This window comes from Streptomyces echinatus (assembly GCF_014203595.1).
Lineage (GTDB): Bacteria > Actinomycetota > Actinomycetes > Streptomycetales > Streptomycetaceae > Streptomyces > Streptomyces echinatus.
The window spans coordinates 766,818-783,439 of record NZ_JACHJK010000002.1 but is presented as its reverse complement, the minus strand read 5'-3'; the positions used below and the strand labels follow the sequence as shown (position 1 = coordinate 783,439).

Annotated in this window: 13 protein-coding genes; 4 read left to right on the top strand and 9 right to left on the bottom strand. The window is 73.9% G+C overall.

What is annotated here, in order from left to right; genetic code table 11:
* Positions 1-306 precede the first annotated feature (306 nt).
* Both FHS34_RS08100 and FHS34_RS08095 read left to right on the top strand, forming a co-directional pair.
* Positions 307-1,470: an exonuclease SbcCD subunit D gene (locus tag FHS34_RS08100; protein WP_184962632.1), complete on the top strand. Its 1,164-nt coding sequence runs from the start codon at positions 307-309 to the stop codon at positions 1,468-1,470.
* Positions 1,467-4,466, top strand: a complete 3,000-nt coding sequence (locus tag FHS34_RS08095; protein WP_184962630.1) for an AAA family ATPase — start codon at positions 1,467-1,469, stop codon at positions 4,464-4,466. The genes FHS34_RS08100 and FHS34_RS08095 overlap by 4 nt, the downstream gene beginning before the upstream one ends.
* A gap of 30 nt (positions 4,467-4,496) precedes the next feature.
* On the opposite strand, the gene FHS34_RS08090 is transcribed toward FHS34_RS08095, so the two are convergent.
* On the bottom strand, positions 4,497-4,943 hold the full coding sequence (locus FHS34_RS08090; protein ID WP_184962628.1) for an Lrp/AsnC family transcriptional regulator: 447 nt from the start codon (positions 4,941-4,943) through the stop codon (positions 4,497-4,499).
* A 94-nt stretch (positions 4,944-5,037) separates the two neighbouring features.
* Between FHS34_RS08090 and FHS34_RS08085 the strand changes: the two genes are divergently transcribed.
* On the top strand, positions 5,038-5,514 hold the full coding sequence (locus FHS34_RS08085) for a rhodanese-like domain-containing protein (protein WP_184962626.1): 477 nt from the start codon (positions 5,038-5,040) through the stop codon (positions 5,512-5,514).
* Between the two features lie 56 nt (positions 5,515-5,570).
* Here FHS34_RS08085 and FHS34_RS08080 read toward each other — a convergent pair whose 3' ends face one another.
* The 6 genes from FHS34_RS08080 to FHS34_RS08055 form a co-directional block, all read right to left on the bottom strand.
* Positions 5,571-6,809 (bottom strand): cytochrome P450, encoded by a 1,239-nt coding sequence (locus FHS34_RS08080; RefSeq protein ID WP_184962623.1) that lies wholly within the window; start codon positions 6,807-6,809, stop codon positions 5,571-5,573.
* Positions 6,810-6,846: 37 nt separating this feature from the next.
* Entirely contained in the window at positions 6,847-8,238 is a 1,392-nt protein-coding gene (locus tag FHS34_RS08075) for an NAD(P)/FAD-dependent oxidoreductase (protein ID WP_184962621.1), read from the bottom strand.
* The gene (locus FHS34_RS08070) at positions 8,228-8,485 is read right to left on the bottom strand and encodes a ferredoxin (protein WP_184962619.1); all 258 of its coding nucleotides are present in this window, start codon (positions 8,483-8,485) and stop codon (positions 8,228-8,230) included. The genes FHS34_RS08075 and FHS34_RS08070 overlap by 11 nt, the downstream gene beginning before the upstream one ends.
* Positions 8,486-8,646: 161 nt before the next feature.
* A complete protein-coding gene (locus tag FHS34_RS08065; protein WP_184962617.1) occupies positions 8,647-9,321 on the bottom strand; it encodes a hypothetical protein in 675 nt (224 codons plus the stop codon).
* 268 nt (positions 9,322-9,589) lie between these two features.
* The gene (locus tag FHS34_RS08060) at positions 9,590-11,281 is read right to left on the bottom strand and encodes a DUF885 domain-containing protein (protein ID WP_184962615.1); all 1,692 of its coding nucleotides are present in this window, start codon (positions 11,279-11,281) and stop codon (positions 9,590-9,592) included.
* Positions 11,282-11,334: 53 nt separating this feature from the next.
* The gene (locus FHS34_RS08055) at positions 11,335-11,820 is read right to left on the bottom strand and encodes an Lrp/AsnC family transcriptional regulator (protein ID WP_184962613.1); all 486 of its coding nucleotides are present in this window, start codon (positions 11,818-11,820) and stop codon (positions 11,335-11,337) included.
* A 60-nt stretch (positions 11,821-11,880) separates the two neighbouring features.
* Here FHS34_RS08055 and FHS34_RS08050 point away from each other — a divergent pair, with 60 nt between their 5' ends.
* Complete coding sequence (locus FHS34_RS08050; RefSeq protein WP_184962611.1) at positions 11,881-13,080, top strand: trans-sulfuration enzyme family protein; 1,200 nt, start codon at positions 11,881-11,883, stop codon at positions 13,078-13,080.
* Positions 13,081-13,373: 293 nt separating this feature from the next.
* On the opposite strand, the gene FHS34_RS08045 is transcribed toward FHS34_RS08050, so the two are convergent.
* Entirely contained in the window at positions 13,374-14,798 is a 1,425-nt protein-coding gene (locus FHS34_RS08045; protein WP_184962609.1) for a GNAT family N-acetyltransferase, read from the bottom strand.
* A gap of 129 nt (positions 14,799-14,927) precedes the next feature.
* Positions 14,928-16,514, bottom strand: coding sequence for an alkaline phosphatase D family protein (locus FHS34_RS08040; RefSeq protein ID WP_184962607.1), 1,587 nt, complete (start codon positions 16,512-16,514; stop codon positions 14,928-14,930).
* Positions 16,515-16,622: the final 108 nt, after the last annotated feature.

The following is a 16,622-nucleotide window of genomic DNA, read 5'->3' as shown; positions in this document are numbered from 1 at the left end:
GCTCGGCGGCGATGCGCTCCGGGCAGGCGGGGGCGCCCCGGAGTGCTTCTTCTCACATTGGCCGAAAGTCTCCGTAACCGACGCGTCGGTGACCGACAGGGAGGCTCTTCCCCCCGGTGTCCGGCCCGTGACCGCGGCTCGAACACCCCGTGGCCTCACGCCCGACAGTGGCCGGAACGCGACCCGCCGGCCCCGTGCCGCCGGAGTCACCGGTGCGGGGCCGCCGACACGGGAGGAGACAGGCGACGGGACCAGGACGGGAGTTACCGGCCGCGATGTCGCACCCGGCCGTTAGTCTCGGGGCTCATGAGACTCCTGCACACGTCCGACTGGCATCTCGGCCGGGCCTTTCACCGGGTGAACCTGCTCGGGGCCCAGGCCGAGTTCATCGGTCACCTCGTCACCACCGTGCGTGAGCGCGACGTGGACGCGGTGGTCGTGTCGGGCGACGTGTACGACCGCGCGGTGCCCCCGCTCGCCGCGGTCGAGCTGTTCGACACCGCTCTGCACCGTCTCGCGGACCTCGGCGTGCCCACGGTGATGATCTCCGGCAACCACGACTCGGCCCGCCGCCTCGGCGTCGGCGCCGGGCTCATCGACCGCGCGGGCATCCACCTGCGCACCGAGCCGTCCGCCGCCGGCACCCCGGTGATCCTCCGCGACGCCCACGGCGACGTCGCCTTCTACGGCCTGCCCTACCTCGAACCGGCCCTGGTGAAGGACGAGTTCGCCGTCGACAGGGCCGGCCACGAGGCCGTCCTCGGTGCCGCCATGGACCGCGTCCGCGCCGACCTCGCCACACGCGCGCCGGGCACCCGGTCCGTCGTCCTCGCCCACGCCTTCGTCACCGGTGGCCAGGCCAGCGACAGCGAGCGGGACATCACCGTCGGCGGGGTGGCCGCCGTACCGGCCGCGATCTTCGACGGCGTCGACTACACGGCGCTCGGCCACCTGCACGGCTGCCAGACCATCACCGACCGTGTGCGCTACTCCGGCTCGCCGCTCGCCTACTCCTTCTCCGAGACCGACCACCGCAAGAGCATGTGGCTGATCGACCTGGACGCGGACGGCTCCGTCGGCGCCGAACGCCTCGACTGCCCGGTGCCGCGCCCGCTGGCCCGCGTCCGCGGCACCCTGGACCACCTCCTCGCCGACCCGGGACTGACCCGTCACGAGGACGCCTGGATCGAGGCCACCCTCACCGACCCGGTCCGCCCGGCCGAACCCATGGCCCGGCTCACCGAGCGCTTCCCGCACACCATCAGCCTGGTCTTCGACCCCGAGCGGACCCAGGACGACCCCCGGGTGTCGTACGCCCGCCGCCTCGCCGGCCGCGGCGACCAGCAGATCGCCCAGGACTTCGTCGCCCATGTGCGCGGCGCCGGACCCGACGAGGACGAGGCGGCCGTGTTGCGCGAGGCGTTCGACGCCGTGCGCGCCGACCACGCGGTGCGGGAGGTGGCCCGGTGAGGCTGCACCGGCTCGACATCACGGCCTTCGGGCCCTTCGGCGGCCCCCAGAGCGTCGACTTCGACGCGCTGTCCACCGCCGGGCTGTTCCTGCTGCACGGGCCGACCGGCGCGGGCAAGACCTCCGTCCTGGACGCCGTCTGCTACGCCCTCTACGGCACTGTCCCCGGCGCCCGGCAGAGCAGCCAGGGCATGAACCTGCGCAGCGACCACGCCCAGCCCGGCACCCGCACCGAGGTCCGCCTCGAACTGACCGTCGCCGGCCGCCGGCTGGAGATCACCCGGCAGCCCCCGTGGGAACGGCGCAAGCTGCGGGGCAAGGGCATGACGGTCGACAAGGCCCAGACCTGGCTGCGCGCGTACGACGCCCAGGCCGGCGCCTGGAAGGACCTGAGCCGCTCCCACCAGGAGATCGGCACCGAGATCGAGCAGCTGCTCGGCATGAGCCGCGAGCAGTTCTGCCAGGTCGTCCTGCTGCCCCAGGGCGACTTCGCCCGCTTCCTGCGCGCCGACGCCGAGGCCCGGGGCAGACTCCTCGGCCGGCTCTTCGACACCCAGCGCTTCGCCGACGTCGAGAAGCGCCTGGCCGAACGCCGCCGCGCCACCGAGGCACGCGTGCGCGAGGGCGACACGGCCCTGCTCGCCGACGCCCACCGCATGCAGCAGGAGGCCGGCGACGCCATGGAACTGCCGGAGCTGGCCCCCGGTGACCCGGGCCTGGCCGGCACCGTCCTCGCCGCCGCCGCCGTCGCCCGCAGCACCGCCCGGGAACGTCTCACCGTCGCCCACTGCCGCCTCGCCGCCACCGAGTCCGCCCACGCGGCGGCCCGGCGCACCCTGGACGAGGAACGCGAACTCGCCCGCCTGCAGGGCAGGTTCGCCGAGGCCCGGCAGCGCGCCGAGCGCCTCCAGGAGCGGGCCGGAGCCCACCGCCAGGCGCAGGAGCGCATGGAGCGGGCCCGCAAGGCGGAGGCGGTCGCGCCCGCCCTGGAGCTGCGGGAGGCCGCCGAGGCGGAACACCGCCGGGCCGCCGCGGCCGAGACCCGGGCGCGCGGACTCCTCCCCGGCACCCACGCCGGCGACGGCGCGAGCGGCCTCGCCGCCGCCGCCCGCCGGACCGCCGAGGAACTGGGCGGCCTCGACGCGGCCCGGCGCGCCGAACACCGGCTCACCGGACTCGCCGAGGAGCGGGCCGGACTCGAACGGCAGGAGCGCGAGGACGAGGACGTCCTGCGCGAGGCCGACGCCTGGCTCGCCGACTGGGACGCCACCCGCGCGGCCCACCAGACCCGCGTCGACTCCGCCCAGGAGGCCGCCACCCGCGCCGAGCAGCTTGCCGTCCAGCGCGCCCCCATGCAGCGGCGCCTCGACGCGGCCCGCACCCGCGACCGCCTCGCCGCCGACCTGGAGCAGGCCCTGCGGAGCGCGGGTGCCTCGCGGCAGGACGCCCTCGACGCCCGCGCCCACTGGCTCGACCTCAAGGAGCAGCGGCTGACCGGCATCGCCGCCGAACTCGCCGCCCACCTCACCGACGGCGAACCCTGCGCGGTCTGCGGAGCCACCGACCACCCCGCCCCCGCCCGCAAGGTCGCCGGACACGTCGACCGCGAGACCGAGGACCGCGCCCTCACCGCCTCCCGGCGGGCCGAGGAGCGGCACACCGAGGACGAGCGGCGCCTCGGCGTGGTCCGCGAGGCGCTGGCCGCCGCCACCGCCGAGGCCGGTGACACGCCCACCGACCGGCTGGCCGCCGAGGCCGCCGAACTGGAACAGGAGTACACCCGCGCCCGCCGCGCGGCCTCCACCCTGCACTCCGCCCAGGAGGAGCTGCGGCGCGCCGAGCGGGAGCGCGAGCGGCGGCTCGCCGACCGCCAGCAGGCCGCCGTGCGGGCCGCCTCCCGGTTCACCCGCCGGGACACCCTGGAGCGCGAACAGGCCCAGCTGGAAGCCGAGCTGGCACAGGCGCGGGGCGGCGCCGACAGCGTGGCCGCCCGTGCCGCGCAGCTGGAGCGGCGGGCGGCACAGCTCACCGAGGCCGCCGACGCCGTCCGGGCCGCGGAGGAGGCCGCCCAGCGGCTGAAGGACGCCGACGCCCGTCTCGCCGACGCCGCCTACCGGGCGGGCTTCGACACCCCGCGGGACGCCGCGGCGGCCCTCCTGGACCCCGCCGCCCACCGCGAGCTGCAACACCGCCTGGACGCCTGGCAGCAGGAGGAGGCCGCCGTGCGCGCGGTCCTCGCCGAGGCCGGCACCGCGGCGGCCGCCCAGCGGCCGCCCGCCGACCCGGCCTCGGCCGAGCGGGCGGCGGCCGACGCGGAACGGCGGCTGCGCGAGGCCGCCTCCGCGCGCGACGCCGCCGCCCGCTGCGGCACCGAACTGGACCGCCTCTCCGCCCGGGCCGCCGAGGCGGTGCGCCGGCTCGCCCCGCTGCGCGAGGAGTACGACCGGGTGGCCCGGCTCGCCGCCCTCACCGCGGGCACCTCCGCCGACAACGAACGCAGGATGCGCCTGGAGTCGTACGTCCTGGCCGCCCGCCTCGAACAGGTCGCCGCCGCCGCGACCGTCCGGCTGCAGCGCATGTCCTCGGGCCGCTACACCCTCGTCCACTCCGACGACCGGACCGGGCGCGGACGCAGCGGGCTCGGGCTGCACGTCGTCGACGCCTGGACCGGCCGGGAACGGGACACCGCGACCCTGTCCGGCGGCGAGACCTTCTTCGCCTCCCTCGCGCTCGCCCTCGGTCTCGCCGACGTCGTCACCGACGAGGCGGGCGGCGTCCGCCTGGACACCCTCTTCATCGACGAGGGCTTCGGCAGCCTCGACGACCAGACCCTGGACGAGGTCCTGGACGTCCTCGACTCCCTGCGCGAACGCGACCGCAGCGTCGGCATCGTCAGCCATGTCGCCGACCTGCGCCGCCGGATCCACGCGCGACTGGAGGTGGAGAAGGGCCGAGCCGGATCCAGGGTGCTCCAGCGGGGCGCGGACGGCTCCTGAACCCCCGCGGTCCGTGCCGCGGACCGCGGGTCAGCCCATCAGCGCGCGCCGGGGCAGCGGGGACGAGTACACGATGCTGGTCGTCACCGAGCCCAGCGCGCCGATCCGCCCCGAGACCTGCTCCAGATGGGACATCGACCGCGCGGCGACCTTGATGACGAAGCAGTCGTCGCCCGTGACGTGGTGCGCCTCCAGGATCTCGGGTGTCGCCGCGACCAGGTCGTGGAACGGCTTGTAGTTGCCGTTCGGATAGCGCAGCCGCACGAACGCCAGGATCGACAGGCCCAGCCGCTCGGGGTCGACCACCGCCGCGTACCCCTGGATGACGCCCGCCTCCTCCAGCCGCCGGACCCGCTCGGTGACGGCGCTCGGCGACATGGACACGGCACGTGCCAGCTCGGCGTAGCTGGCCCGTCCGTCGCGCTGGAGGACTTCGAGGATGCGCCGGTCCACGGCGTCCGGGGAATACACGGTCATCCCGGATGGATAGCAGGGGATTCCCCGGCGGGGCAAGGGGAAGCCCGTGGATCGTCTCTTCAGAGTGCGGCTCGCGGACCGTAGATTTCACGTCATGATCAACACGGCTTCCGAGAACCCCGTCCTGCGCGTCGCGCCCGCCGCCCCCGCCGAGGCCGCCGCCTACTTCCGCGCGAGCCTCGCCTTCCACGCCGACGTCTCCGACGTGGCCGCCGTGCTCGCGGCCGGCGGCGACCACGGCTTCGTCGTCGTGGACTCCCGCTCCACCGAGTCCTGGGACCAGGGCCATGTACCCGGCGCCGTCCACCTGCCGACCGCGCTCATTGCGGAGCAGGCCGAACAGCTCCTCGACAAGTCCGTGCCGGTGGTGACGTACTGCTGGGGCCCCGGCTGCAACGGCGCCACCCGCGCGGCCCTCGCCCTCGCCGAACTCGGCTACCACGTCAAGGAGATGCTCGGCGGCTTCGAGTACTGGGTGCGGGAGGGCTTCGCCTACGAGACCTGGCAGGGCCCGGGGCGCAAGGACGCCGACCCGCTGACCGCACCCGTCGAGGGCGAGTGCGGCTGCTGACGTACGCGTCCCGCACCGGGTGGGACGACGCCGGCGGTCCGCTCGGCCGGGTGGGGTCAGACCAGTCCCTCGAAGGCGATGTTCAGATGCCGCGGGCCGCGCAGCACGGCGTTCGGGCGGTAGGGCGGCGGATCCTCGACCAGGCGCGGGTCGCGCAGCCGTCGGGCCAGCTCGGACAGCGCGATCTGGGTCTCCAGCCGGGCCAGCGGAGCGCCGAAGCAGCTGTGGATGCCGCTGCCGAAGCCCAGGTGCTGGATGTCCCCGCGGTCCGGGTCGAACCGCTGGGGGTCCTTGAACCGCTCCGGGTCCCGGTTGCCCGCGGCGAGGACCAGCCAGATCCGCGAGCCCTTCGGGATCGTGACCCCGCGCACCTCGATGTCGGCGATGCAGGTGCGCTGCGGCACGAGCTGCACCGGCGGTTCGTACCGCAGCAGCTCCTCCACGATGTTGACCGACAGACCCGGGTCCTCCCCCAGCCGCCGCAGGATGTCCGGGTGGCGCAGCAGGGTCAGCATTCCGTTGGTGATCAGGTTGACCGTCGTCTCGTGACCGGCGATCAGCAGCAGCACCGAGGTGCTGAGGACCTCCATCATCGTCATCGAGCCGTCCGGTCCCCGGCTGTTCACCAGGTCGGACAGCAGGTCGTCCCGCGGTTCCTTGGTGCGCTTCTCGACCAGCCCGGCCAGGTACATGCCGAGCTGCATCCGGGCCTCCTGCGCCTCCTTCTGGAACTCGGCGTCCGCGCCCTGACGGGTGTCCGGGTCGAGGCTCGCGACCAGCGGGTCGACCCATGCGCGGAACCGCGGCTCGTCCTCCCGGGGCACCCCTAGCAGCCGGCAGATCACCGTCACCGGGAAGGGATAGGCGAACTGGTCGACCAGGTCGATCTCGCGCGCGTCCCCGAAACCGTCGATCAGACCGTTGACGATCTCCCGCATGTCGCCCCGCATGCTCTCGATCCGCCGTGGCCGGTGCGGCGGTCCGAAGGCGCTGTTGGCGATGCGCCGCAGCCGGTCGTGCTCGGGCGGGTCGAGGCGCAGGAACGACGGCGGCAGCCCACCCGTCTCCTCCGACTGGGCCAGCTCGTCGTCCCCGGCGGCGGCCAGGTTGGTGGCGTCGGAGCTGATCCGCGGATCGTGCAGGAGAGCCTTGATGTCGTAGTACGAACTGATGATGTACGGGCCTCCCTCCTCCTCATGGAGCACGGGTGTGCCGCGGAGTTCCTCATACACCGGATACGGGTCGGCGCGGTTCGCGAAGTCGGTGATCTGACGCATGATCGAGGCGTGCGGCATGGCGGGTCCTTGGAGCGTCGGGGCCGGGGACGGGTGGTCAGTGGCGGGCGGGATGGAAGACCAGCTGCTGTTCGGCCGGCGAGTAACCGCTGAGGGTCACCATGGGGCCGTGGGTCGGCAGGGACGGGTCCGGGAAGTCGGCCGGCACCGGCTGGCGGCCCTCGGGACGCCGGTCCACCGTCGGGTGCTCCACCGGGAACGGCGCACCCTGCTCGATCTGCCGCTGGTAGAACTCCAGCCAGCGCGTGTTGTCGAAGGTCACCGCGGCCACGATCCGGCCCTGGTACCCGTAGACGCCGACGAACCGGCGCTCGGCCAGCGAACCCTGCGTGATCATGAGCTGCTCGCCCATGGGCGGCACCCCGACCGACTTGATGTTCACCCCGAACATCGACGACCAGAACGCCGGCATCCACAGGTGCGGCCGCCGGTCGGCGCCGTGGCAGATCATGTTGTGCGCGGCCGTCTCCGCCTGGGCGACGGCATTGCCCCAGTGCTCCAGCGACAGGAACTGGTAGCCGAACAGCGCGTGCGGGGAGCGCGCCACGTCGCCCGCCACGAACACGTCGTCCGTGACGATGCCCCGGAAGTCGAAGGCCCGGCAGCCCGCGTCACAGGCGATGCCCCGTGGCCCGGCACCCAGCCCCGACCCGGCCAGCCAGTCGGTGTTCCGCAGCGACCCCAGCGAGACCACCACCACGTCCGCCTCGACCACACTCTCGTCGGACAGATGGACGGCCCGCACCCTGCCGACCGGGTCGCCCTCCAGCGAGGTCACCGTGACATGGGTGCGCAGGTCCACGCCGTTCTCGGTCGCGAGGTCGGCCGCGACCGCGCCGACGACCCCGCCGAGCGCGCCCACCAGCGGTGCGCCCGCGCGCTCCGCCACGGTGACCGGGATGCCCATCTCCCGACACGCGGAGGCGACCTCCGAACCGGCAAACCCGGCGCCGATGACGAACACCCGGCGCGGCCCCGCCTTCAGCCGCCGGTACAGGTCCGCCGCGTCCTCCCGCGTGCGCAGCAGACAGACACCGTCCAGCCGCGCCTCGTCCTCCTTCGGCCAGGGCCGGGCGCGGACCCCGGTGGCGATGAGCAGCCGGTCGTACTCCACCTCGTCCCCGTCGGCCAGCCGGACCCGCTTGGCCGTCAGGTCCAGCCCGCTCGCCGCGACCCCGAGACGCCACTTCGCGTCGATCTCCCAGCGATGGGGCAGCTCGGTGTGGTGCGGGGAGGCCATGCCCAGCAGCACGGACTTCGACAGGGGCGGCCGGTCGTACGGCTCGTACGGCTCGTCACCGATCAGGGTCAGCTCGCCGGCGAAGCCCTCGGCCCGCAGGGTCTCGGCGGCCCGCAGGCCGGCCAGCGAGGCACCCACGATCACGATCCGGCCCTCGCGCCTGAGCCATTCCAGGTAGTCAGCGGCCATCGGACGCCTCCCGCGAGGCACCGTCCGCCGCTCCGTCCGCAGGGTCCGCCGCTCCGTCCAGGCCGTCGGCGGTGATCGCCTGCACCGGGCAGGCGGCGACGGCACGCGCCAGCCGCTCCCGCTGTTCCTCGTCCGCGCGGGGGTTGTAGATCAGTGACTCCTCACCGTGCATGGCGAAGACGTCGGGCGCGAGGAACGCGCACTGCGCGTACCCCTGACACTTGTTGAGATCGACGACCAGCCTCATCGACGCTCCGCTCTCTCCGGTGGCCAGGCCCGGTGTCCGCCGCACGGCTCGCGCGGGCGGCTCCGGACGGCGGACATCCCCTGCCCGCCAGCATGCGAGCGCGGGGCGCGGGCCCGCGCGCCGGGCATGCCGATCGAGTGAGCGGCCGCCGCGGACGGGTGTCATCCGGCCGCAGGCCGGGCCCGGTCCCGGTGGCTCACCACGAGGATGTGCAGGCTGAGCAGCAGCGACCAGAACGGGAAGACCAGTTCCGCCCAGGGCACGTTCGACGAGACGAAGAGCAGCGTCACAGCGCTGAGGAAGCCCACGATCGTGAGCCAGCGCGGCAGGACCCCGAGGCGGTGGCCGATGACGGACATGGAGGAGACGAAGACGGCCGCCATCCGCATCGCGTAGTCCGTCATCAGCGCGTACGCGAGGTGACGGCCGAAGTCCCAGGCGGCCGGCGGCGTCAGCGTGCCGGGACGAGGGGGCACCACGAGCACGGCGCCCGCCGTCGCGGCTGCGCCGAACATCATGGCGGTGAAGACCAGACCGCTGCCCAGGAAGACGGTGGCGACGAACTTGTCCTCGACCGCGCCGACGTGCGCGCGTACCGCGCCGATGAACCACAGGAAGAAGAGGCCGGCGAACGGCACGAGCTCGAGTGCCGTCCGCAGCGCGGTGTGCCGTCCGGGGCTCGGAGCCCTTTGGAGGGAGGCCGCGTCGGCCCCTTCCGGGATTCCCAGCCTGACCAGGACGATCATCGCGGCCAGGAGCAGCGCGAACACGACTCCGGCCAGCCCCGCGGCGCGCGGTGTCCGCAGGCCCTCCGGTCCCGGACCCAACTCCTGCATGCCCGGCCCGCCTCTCCGCGTCGGTCCCCGGGCACCAGCTAGCCGCCCGCCCACCGCCCGCGCCACCCGGAGACGGCCGTACGGCCGAGCCGCATCCCGTCCGGAACCGCGCCCGGTCGTGGTCTGCCCGGCCGGGCAGACCACGCCTGACCGGCGCAGCCGGGCCGGCATGCCCGACAGGCGCGGCCACACCGCACCAGCCCGGCCTGCGCAGCGGACCGCCCGAGTCCGGCCGGCTCGGCCGGGCTCGGGCGGTCCGGGCCGGGGGTCAGAGCTGGGACAGCTCGTCCACCAGGTCGTCCAGGCCCAGCGAGCCCTGCGACAGCGCCGCCATGTGCCACGCCTTCAGGTCGAACGCGTCGCCACGCCGCTCGCGCGCCCTGTCCCGGCCGAGCAGCCACGCCCGCTCACCGAGCTTGTAGCCGATCGCCTGGCCCGGGATCGTCAGGTACCGGGTCAGCTCGCTCTCCACGAAATCCGCCGGCCGGCTGCTGTGCGCGCCGAAGAACTCCTGCGCCAGTTCCGGCGTCCACCGCTCACCGGGGTGGAACGGCGAGTCGGCCGGGATCTCCAGCTCCAGGTGCATGCCGATGTCCACGATCACCCGGGCCGCGCGCATCATCTGCGCGTCCAGGTAGCCGAGCCGCTCCTCCGGGTCGGTGAGGTAGCCCAGCTCGTCCATCAGCCGCTCCGCGTACAGCGCCCAGCCCTCCGCGTTGGCGCTGACGATGCCGATCGTGGCCTGGTAGCGGGACAGGTCCCGGGCCACGTGAGCCCACTGCGCGAGCTGCAGGTGGTGACCGGGCACACCCTCGTGGTACCAGGTCGACACGAGGTCGTAGACCGGGAAGCGGGTCAGCCCCATGGTGGGCAGCCAGGTGCGGCCGGGCCGGGAGAAGTCCTCCGACGGGGCCGTGTAGTAGGGGGCCGCCGCGCCGCCGGGCGGGGCGATGCGTGACTCCACCCGCCGCACCCGCTCGGCGAGTTCGAAGTGGGTGCCGTCCAGCTCCTCGATGGCCTTGTCCATCAGGCCCTGGAGCCACTCGCGGACCTCGTCCACGCCCTCGATGTGCCGGCCGTGCTCGTCCAGGTGGGCGAGCGCCACCCACGGCGTCCCGGCGCCGGGCAGGATCTTCTCCGCCTCCTCCTTCATCGCGCCGAGGATGCGGTGGAACTCCGCCCAGCCGTAGGCGTACGCCTCGTCCAGGTCGAGGTCGGTGCCGTTGAAGTAGCGGGACCAGCGCGCGTACCGCTCCCGGCCGACCACGTTCGGGGTGCTCTCGATCGCCGGCGCGTACACGTCCCGCAGCCAGTCCCGCAGCTGCGCCAGGGCCCCGGTCGCCGCCTGGGCGGCCTGGTCCAGCTCGGCGCGCAGCGCCTGCGGTCCCGCGGCGGCGAAGTCCTCGTACCAGCCGCGGCCCTTGCCGTCCGTGTCCGTCCACTCGGTGAGCTGATCGATGTACGTCGCCGTGGGCCGGGGAGCGGCGAACAGCTTGCGCTCCAGGCCGAGTTCGAGCGAGGCGCGGTACCCCGCGACGGCGCCCGGCACCGCGCGCAGACGCTCCGCGATCGCCGCCCAGTCCTCCTCCGTGTCCGCCGGGGTGACCGTGAAGACGTCCCGCACCGAGTGGCCGGGCGTGCCCATGTTGCCGATCCGCCGCAGGTGCTCGTCCGCGTCGTGGACGGCGAGTTCGGCGGTCAGCCGTTCCCGCAGCAGCCGCGCGCAGCGCCGCTCCACGTCGCTGTCCGCTCCGGGCTGCCGCTCCGCCTCGTCCAGCCTCGCGAGCGTGGCCCGCGCCAGCTCCGCCTGCGCCTCCGCGCCCGCGGGCGAGTAGTCGGGCAGCTTGCTCGAACTCTCCTTCACCCCGAGATACGTACCGGTGATGGGGTCGAGGGCGATGAGGTCGTCCACGTAGGCGTCGGCGATCTGCCGGGGCAGGGTGATCCGGGTCTCAGACATGCCGACCATCCTCGTACGAGGAGGATCTCCGCGTCACCCACGTATCGGCTGATTCAGCTCTGGGCGTGGACGGGCGGCAGCAGCGGCCCGCACTCCCACTGCTGGAAGATCAACCGGGTCTCCACCCGGGCGACCTCCCGCCGTGCCGTGAACTCGTCCAGTACCAGTCGCTGGAGATCGGCCATGTCCGCGACGGCCACGTGCACCAGATAGTCGTCGGGCCCGGTCAGGTGGAACACCGTGCGCGCCTCCGGCAGCACCCGGATCCGCTCCACGAACGGCCCCACCAGCTCCCGCCGGTGCGGCCGTACCTGTACCGACAGCAGTGCCTGCAGGCCGCGTCCGAGCCGGGACGGGTCGAGCTGGAGCCGGTGGCCGAGGATCACGCCGGAGCGGCGCAGCCTGGTCACCCGGTCCAGGCAGGTCGAGGGCGCCACACCCACCTGGGCGGCGAGGTCGCGATAGGTGGTCCGGGCGTCGTTCTGCAGCAGCCGCAGCAGATGGAGGTCCACCGGATCCAGTACGACAGATTCGGCCATTGGCCGAACGTAGCACGGTGTTCGATTCCCGGGAACCGTTCGATGTTCACCCTTCCGGCCATGGACACAGCGAGCACCGGCGCCTACGACGACGTACGCGCCGCATCGAGAGCCCTGGCCACCGAGGCCGTGCACGCCGGCCGCGACGACCTCGCCCGCCAGGGTCTGCACGCCCCGCCGATCGACCTGTCCACCACCTACCCCTCCTACGACAGCCGGGCCGAGGCCGCCCGCATCGACGCCTTCGCCACCGACGGCGCCGACCCGGTGGGGCCGCCCGTCTACGCCCGCCTCGGCAACCCGACCGTCGCCCGCTTCGAGACCGCGCTCGCCCGGCTTGAGGGCACCGAGTCCGCGGTCGCCTTCGCCAGCGGCATGGCCGCGCTCAGCGCCGTCCTGCTGGCCCGGTCCGCCATGGGGCTGCGCCATGTCGTCGCGGTACGGCCGCTGTACGGCTGCAGCGACCATCTGCTGACCGCCGGGCTCCTCGGTACGGAGGTCACCTGGACGGACCCGGCGGGCATCGGTGACGCGCTGCGCCCGGACACCGGCCTGGTGATGGTCGAGTCCCCGGCCAACCCGACCCTCGCCGAACTCGATCTGCGGGCCATCGCCCACGCCTGCGGGTCGGTTCCGCTGCTCGCCGACAACACGTTCGCCACGCCCGTGCTGCAGCGCCCGGCCGGTCAGGGTGCCCGGCTGGTGCTGCACAGCGCCACCAAGTACCTCGGCGGGCACGGCGACGTGATGGCCGGGGTGGTGGCCTGCGACGAGGAGTTCGCCGGCCGGCTGCGGCAGATACGGTTCGCCACCGGCGGTGTGCTGCATCCGCTGGCGGGCTATCTGCTGCTGCGCGGTCTCGCGACGCTGCCGGTGCGGGTGCGGGCCGCCTCGGCGAACGCCGCCGAGCTGGCCCGCCGGCTGGCCGCCGACCCGCGCGTGGCCCGGGTGCGCTATCCGCGGCTCGGCGGCGCGATGATCGCCTTCGAGGTGCACGGCGATCCGCATGAGCTGATCTCCCGGGTCCGGCTCGTCACCCCCGCGGTGAGCCTGGGCAGCGTCGACACGCTCATCCAGCATCCCGCGTCCATCAGCCACCGCATCGTGGACGCCGAGGACCGGCGCGGGGCGGGCGTGAGCGACCGGTTGCTGCGCCTGTCGGTGGGCCTGGAGGACGTGGACGACCTGTGGGCCGATCTGGACCAGGCCCTGGGAGAGCCCGCCCTGACACCGGTCCCCCTGCGCGAGGCGGTGCACTGAGGTCCGGCCGCCGTGTGGTGTTCGCCTGGTTGAGGGGGGTGGGGGCGGAGGCGGTCGGTGTGCCGTCAGTGGAGGCGGGGCGTCGAGGTCCGGGCCGGGGGGGGCCGACGAGGCCGGGCCGGCGGGAGCGGTGCCGGTCGGCGTCGGCGTGCCCGTCGGGGGTGAGCGGTGCCGGTCGGCGTCGGCGTGCCCGTCGCGGGTGAGCGAGTGTCGGCGGTGGCGGTCGGGGAGTCGTCGGGGGAGGCGGTGCGCTCTTGGTGGGCGCACCGCCCCGCCGGGCCGCGTGGCCGGTGTCAGTCCCGCCGGGCCGGGTCGCCGAGGCGCTGCCGCGCGGTGTCGTACGGGGGCCGGGGCGCGTCCGGTACGGAGTTCAGCCGGGCCGTGATGACCAGCGTCCCCTCCTCGATCTGGTAGTCCAGCGGCAGCCCGAGGCCCCGCATCGCGGCGACCATGCCGGTGTTGGACGCCTTGGTCACGGCGTACACGCTCTCGCAGCCGGCCTCCACCGCCAGCGCCACCAGCCGGCCGAGCAGTTCACCGCCGATGCCCCGCTGCTGCCACTCGTCCTCGACCAGCAGCGCGACCTCCGTCTCGTCACCGTCCCACAGCAGATGCCCGAGGCCGACGATCCGCCCGGAGGCGGTCTGCGCGGCCAGGGTCCGGCCGAAGCGGGGGCTGAGCAGGTGGTTCAGATAACGGTCCGCGTCGCCGACCGGGCCGTGGTAGCGCAGTGCGAGGGTGCGCGGCGAGCACCGCTCGTGCATCGCCCGGGCCGCTGCCAGGTCCCCGGTGTCCACCCGGCGCACGGCGATGTCGTTGCCCTCGGGAAGGGTCAGCACGTCCTGGCCGCCGGGAATGCGCGGGCCGAGCCGGCTGTCCAGCTCCACCAGCGCCCGCGCCCGGGCGAACTCGGTCGGGGTGAACGGCAGGTACGGCCGCTCCACGGTGAGCACACCGCCCTCCGGCGCCGGCAGCCGCATCACGGTGTCCTCCAGGACGCCCTCGACCGGCACCGGCCGCGGCCCCGGACCTCCGCCGGCCGGCGTGCCGGGCAGCGACCGGATCGTGCAGCGGCCCAGCAACTGGCGCAGGGCCAGCGGGAGTTCCGCGGAGTCCAGAGCAGTGCGCGCCGCCAGGCCGAGCACCCGGGTCGGCGCGTCGACCAGGTCATGGGCGTCGGCCCGCTCGATCCACGTGGACGTGCCCCCGGCCAGCGCGACCGCCCGGGTGATCTCGGCCGCCGTCAGCGCGCCCGGCGCCCGCAGCAGGAACTCGTCCACCGTGCCGTCGGCCAGCGGGTGCGCCTGCAGGCTCAGGATGTCCACTCGCCGCTCGGCCAGCACCGAGCACAGGGCGGCCAGGGAGCCCGGCTCGTCCTTCACGGTCGTCCGCATCCGCCACAGCGCGCCGGCGACGGCGTCGGTGGTGGTCTGCCCGGGGAGCCCGGCCGGCCGCGTTCCGGCGGCCGTCCGGGCACCGGTATCGCTCACCGGCGGTGCGTGTCCGTGGCGGCGTGACCACCACACGTGGAACGCCGCCGTCGCGGCCAGCGCGATCGCCGAGATCACCAGCAGGGCCGGGCCGTCGGGCCCGTGCCCGACCGTGTTCGCCACCGCGTCGGCGACGGCCACGGCCGTGAAGAGCGCGGCGAGCTCGACGACGTCCCGCCGCCAGTGGTGCACGGGCCGTCCGTGCCTCGCCCGGGTCACATGAGACATGTTCGGAGTCATACAGCCACTGTGAAGGAACGGTGTTGCGTGATCACGAACTGTTTGTGACCGATGGGTAAAGCATGCTCCGTCCTATTTATTGGTTTTTCCACGGCCGGCCGACCGACCGGTTGTCCGCTACTGGCCGACCCGGCCCGGCTGCAGCGTCCGCGTGAACAGGACCGTGCCGTCCTGCTCGCGCAGCCGTACCGTCAGCTCGCCGCTGTCCCCGTCGATGTCGACCTCGCCGAAGAACTGGTAACCGCCCGCGGGGGAGACGTTGGACGCGGTCGGCGCCTTCACGAACACCCGCTCCGGGCCGAAGGTGCCCTCCAGCGCGCTGGCCGGGAAGGCGCCGGCGTTGAGGGGCCCGGAGACGAACTCCCAGAACGGCTCGAAGTCGGTGAACGCGGCCCGGGACGGCTGGTAGTGCTGGGCCGAGGTGTGGTGCACGTCCGCCGTCAGCCACAGCGTGCCGGTGATCCGCCGGTGCTTGATGAACCGCAGCAGCTCGGCGATCTGCAGCTCACGGCCGAGCGGCGCGCCCGGGTCGCCCTGGGCCACCGCCTCGAAGTTCGGCCTGTTCTCCGTCGCGTCCGGTACGACGAGGCCGAGCGGCATATCGGCGGCGATCACCTTCCACACCGCACGGGACCGGGCCAGCTCCCGCTTGAGCCACTCCAGCTGCTCCCGGCCGAGGATGCCCCGCGGGTCGACGGTCTGGTCGTCGGCCGAGTTGGCGTTGCGGTAGGTCCGCATGTCGAGCACGAACACGTCCAGCAGCGGGCCATGGCGCAGCACCCGGTGGACGCGGCCCTCCTCGGCGCCGGGCCGCGCCGTGGAGAGGGGGAAGTACTCGGTGAACGCCCGCCGGGCGCGCGCGGCGAGGACGTCGATGCTCTTCTCGGTGTAGCGGGTGTCGGAGGTGGCGACGACCTCGCCCGGGTACCAGTTGTTGCGCACCTCATGGTCGTCCCACTGGACGATCGAGGGCACCTGGGCGTTGAACCGGCGCAGGTTCTCGTCAAGCAGGTTGTAGCGGAAGTTGCCCCGGTACTCGGCGAGGGTCTCGGCGACCTTCGACTTCTCCTCGGTGGTGATGTTCCGCCAGGTTGTGCCGTCGGGCAGCGCCTGGGTGGCGGTGATGGGGCCGTCGGCGTAGATGTTGTCGCCGCTGCACAGGAAGAAGTCCGGGTCCAGCTTCGCCATGGCGTCGTAGATGCGGTAGCCGCCCAGGTCGGGGTTGATGCCCCAGCCCTGGCCGGCCAGGTCGCCCGACCACAGGAAGCGCACGCCGTCCCGGCGGTGCCGGGAGACCGTGCGGAAGGTGCCGGTCACGGGCTCCCCGGTGCGGCGCGGGTCGTCCGGGTCGGCGAGGAGGACGCGGTAGTGGATCTGCTCGCCGGACGGCAGTCCGTGCAGCCGGGTGGTGCCGGTGAAGTCCGTCCCGGCGCCCAGCAGCGGTCCGCGCCAGCTGCGCGGGTTGCGGAACGACTCGGTGGCGGAGGTCTCCACGATCATCCGGGCCGGCCGGTCCGAACGCACCCATACCAGGCCGGAGTCGGCGGTCACGTCACCGGCCTGCACACCCCAGCCCGCCCGCGGACGTCCGGAGCGGGCGAACGCCGGGGCCGCGCCGAGGCCGACGGGCAGGGTCAGGGCCGCCGACGCGGCGAGGGAGCCGCGCAGAACGCTGCGGCGGCCGGGCAACGGACGGTGTGACATGACTGCGCCTCCAGGGACGGGATCCGGCCGGTGTGCGGAGCCACACCTACTGGGCCCCAGCGGCACGCACGCGAACCGCAAGTGAACAACCGCCCGATGCGGCGCTCC

Bases quoted from the DNA above. Each gene is read 5' to 3' on its own strand.
- FHS34_RS08100 (WP_184962632.1), top strand. From the start codon at position 307: ATGAGACTCCTGCACACGTCCGACTGGCATCTCGGCCGGGCCTTTCAC.
- FHS34_RS08055 (WP_184962613.1), bottom strand. From the start codon at position 11,820: ATGGCCGAATCTGTCGTACTGGATCCGGTGGACCTCCATCTGCTGCGG.
- FHS34_RS08040 (WP_184962607.1), bottom strand. From the start codon at position 16,514: ATGTCACACCGTCCGTTGCCCGGCCGCCGCAGCGTTCTGCGCGGCTCC.
- FHS34_RS08070 (WP_184962619.1), bottom strand. From the start codon at position 8,485: ATGAGGCTGGTCGTCGATCTCAACAAGTGTCAGGGGTACGCGCAGTGC.
- FHS34_RS08075 (WP_184962621.1), bottom strand. From the start codon at position 8,238: ATGGCCGCTGACTACCTGGAATGGCTCAGGCGCGAGGGCCGGATCGTG.
- FHS34_RS08050 (WP_184962611.1), top strand. From the start codon at position 11,881: ATGGACACAGCGAGCACCGGCGCCTACGACGACGTACGCGCCGCATCG.
- FHS34_RS08065 (WP_184962617.1), bottom strand. From the start codon at position 9,321: ATGCAGGAGTTGGGTCCGGGACCGGAGGGCCTGCGGACACCGCGCGCC.
- FHS34_RS08080 (WP_184962623.1), bottom strand. From the start codon at position 6,809: ATGCCGCACGCCTCGATCATGCGTCAGATCACCGACTTCGCGAACCGC.
- FHS34_RS08090 (WP_184962628.1), bottom strand. From the start codon at position 4,943: ATGACCGTGTATTCCCCGGACGCCGTGGACCGGCGCATCCTCGAAGTC.
- FHS34_RS08085 (WP_184962626.1), top strand. From the start codon at position 5,038: ATGATCAACACGGCTTCCGAGAACCCCGTCCTGCGCGTCGCGCCCGCC.
- FHS34_RS08045 (WP_184962609.1), bottom strand. From the start codon at position 14,798: ATGTCTCATGTGACCCGGGCGAGGCACGGACGGCCCGTGCACCACTGG.
- FHS34_RS08060 (WP_184962615.1), bottom strand. From the start codon at position 11,281: ATGTCTGAGACCCGGATCACCCTGCCCCGGCAGATCGCCGACGCCTAC.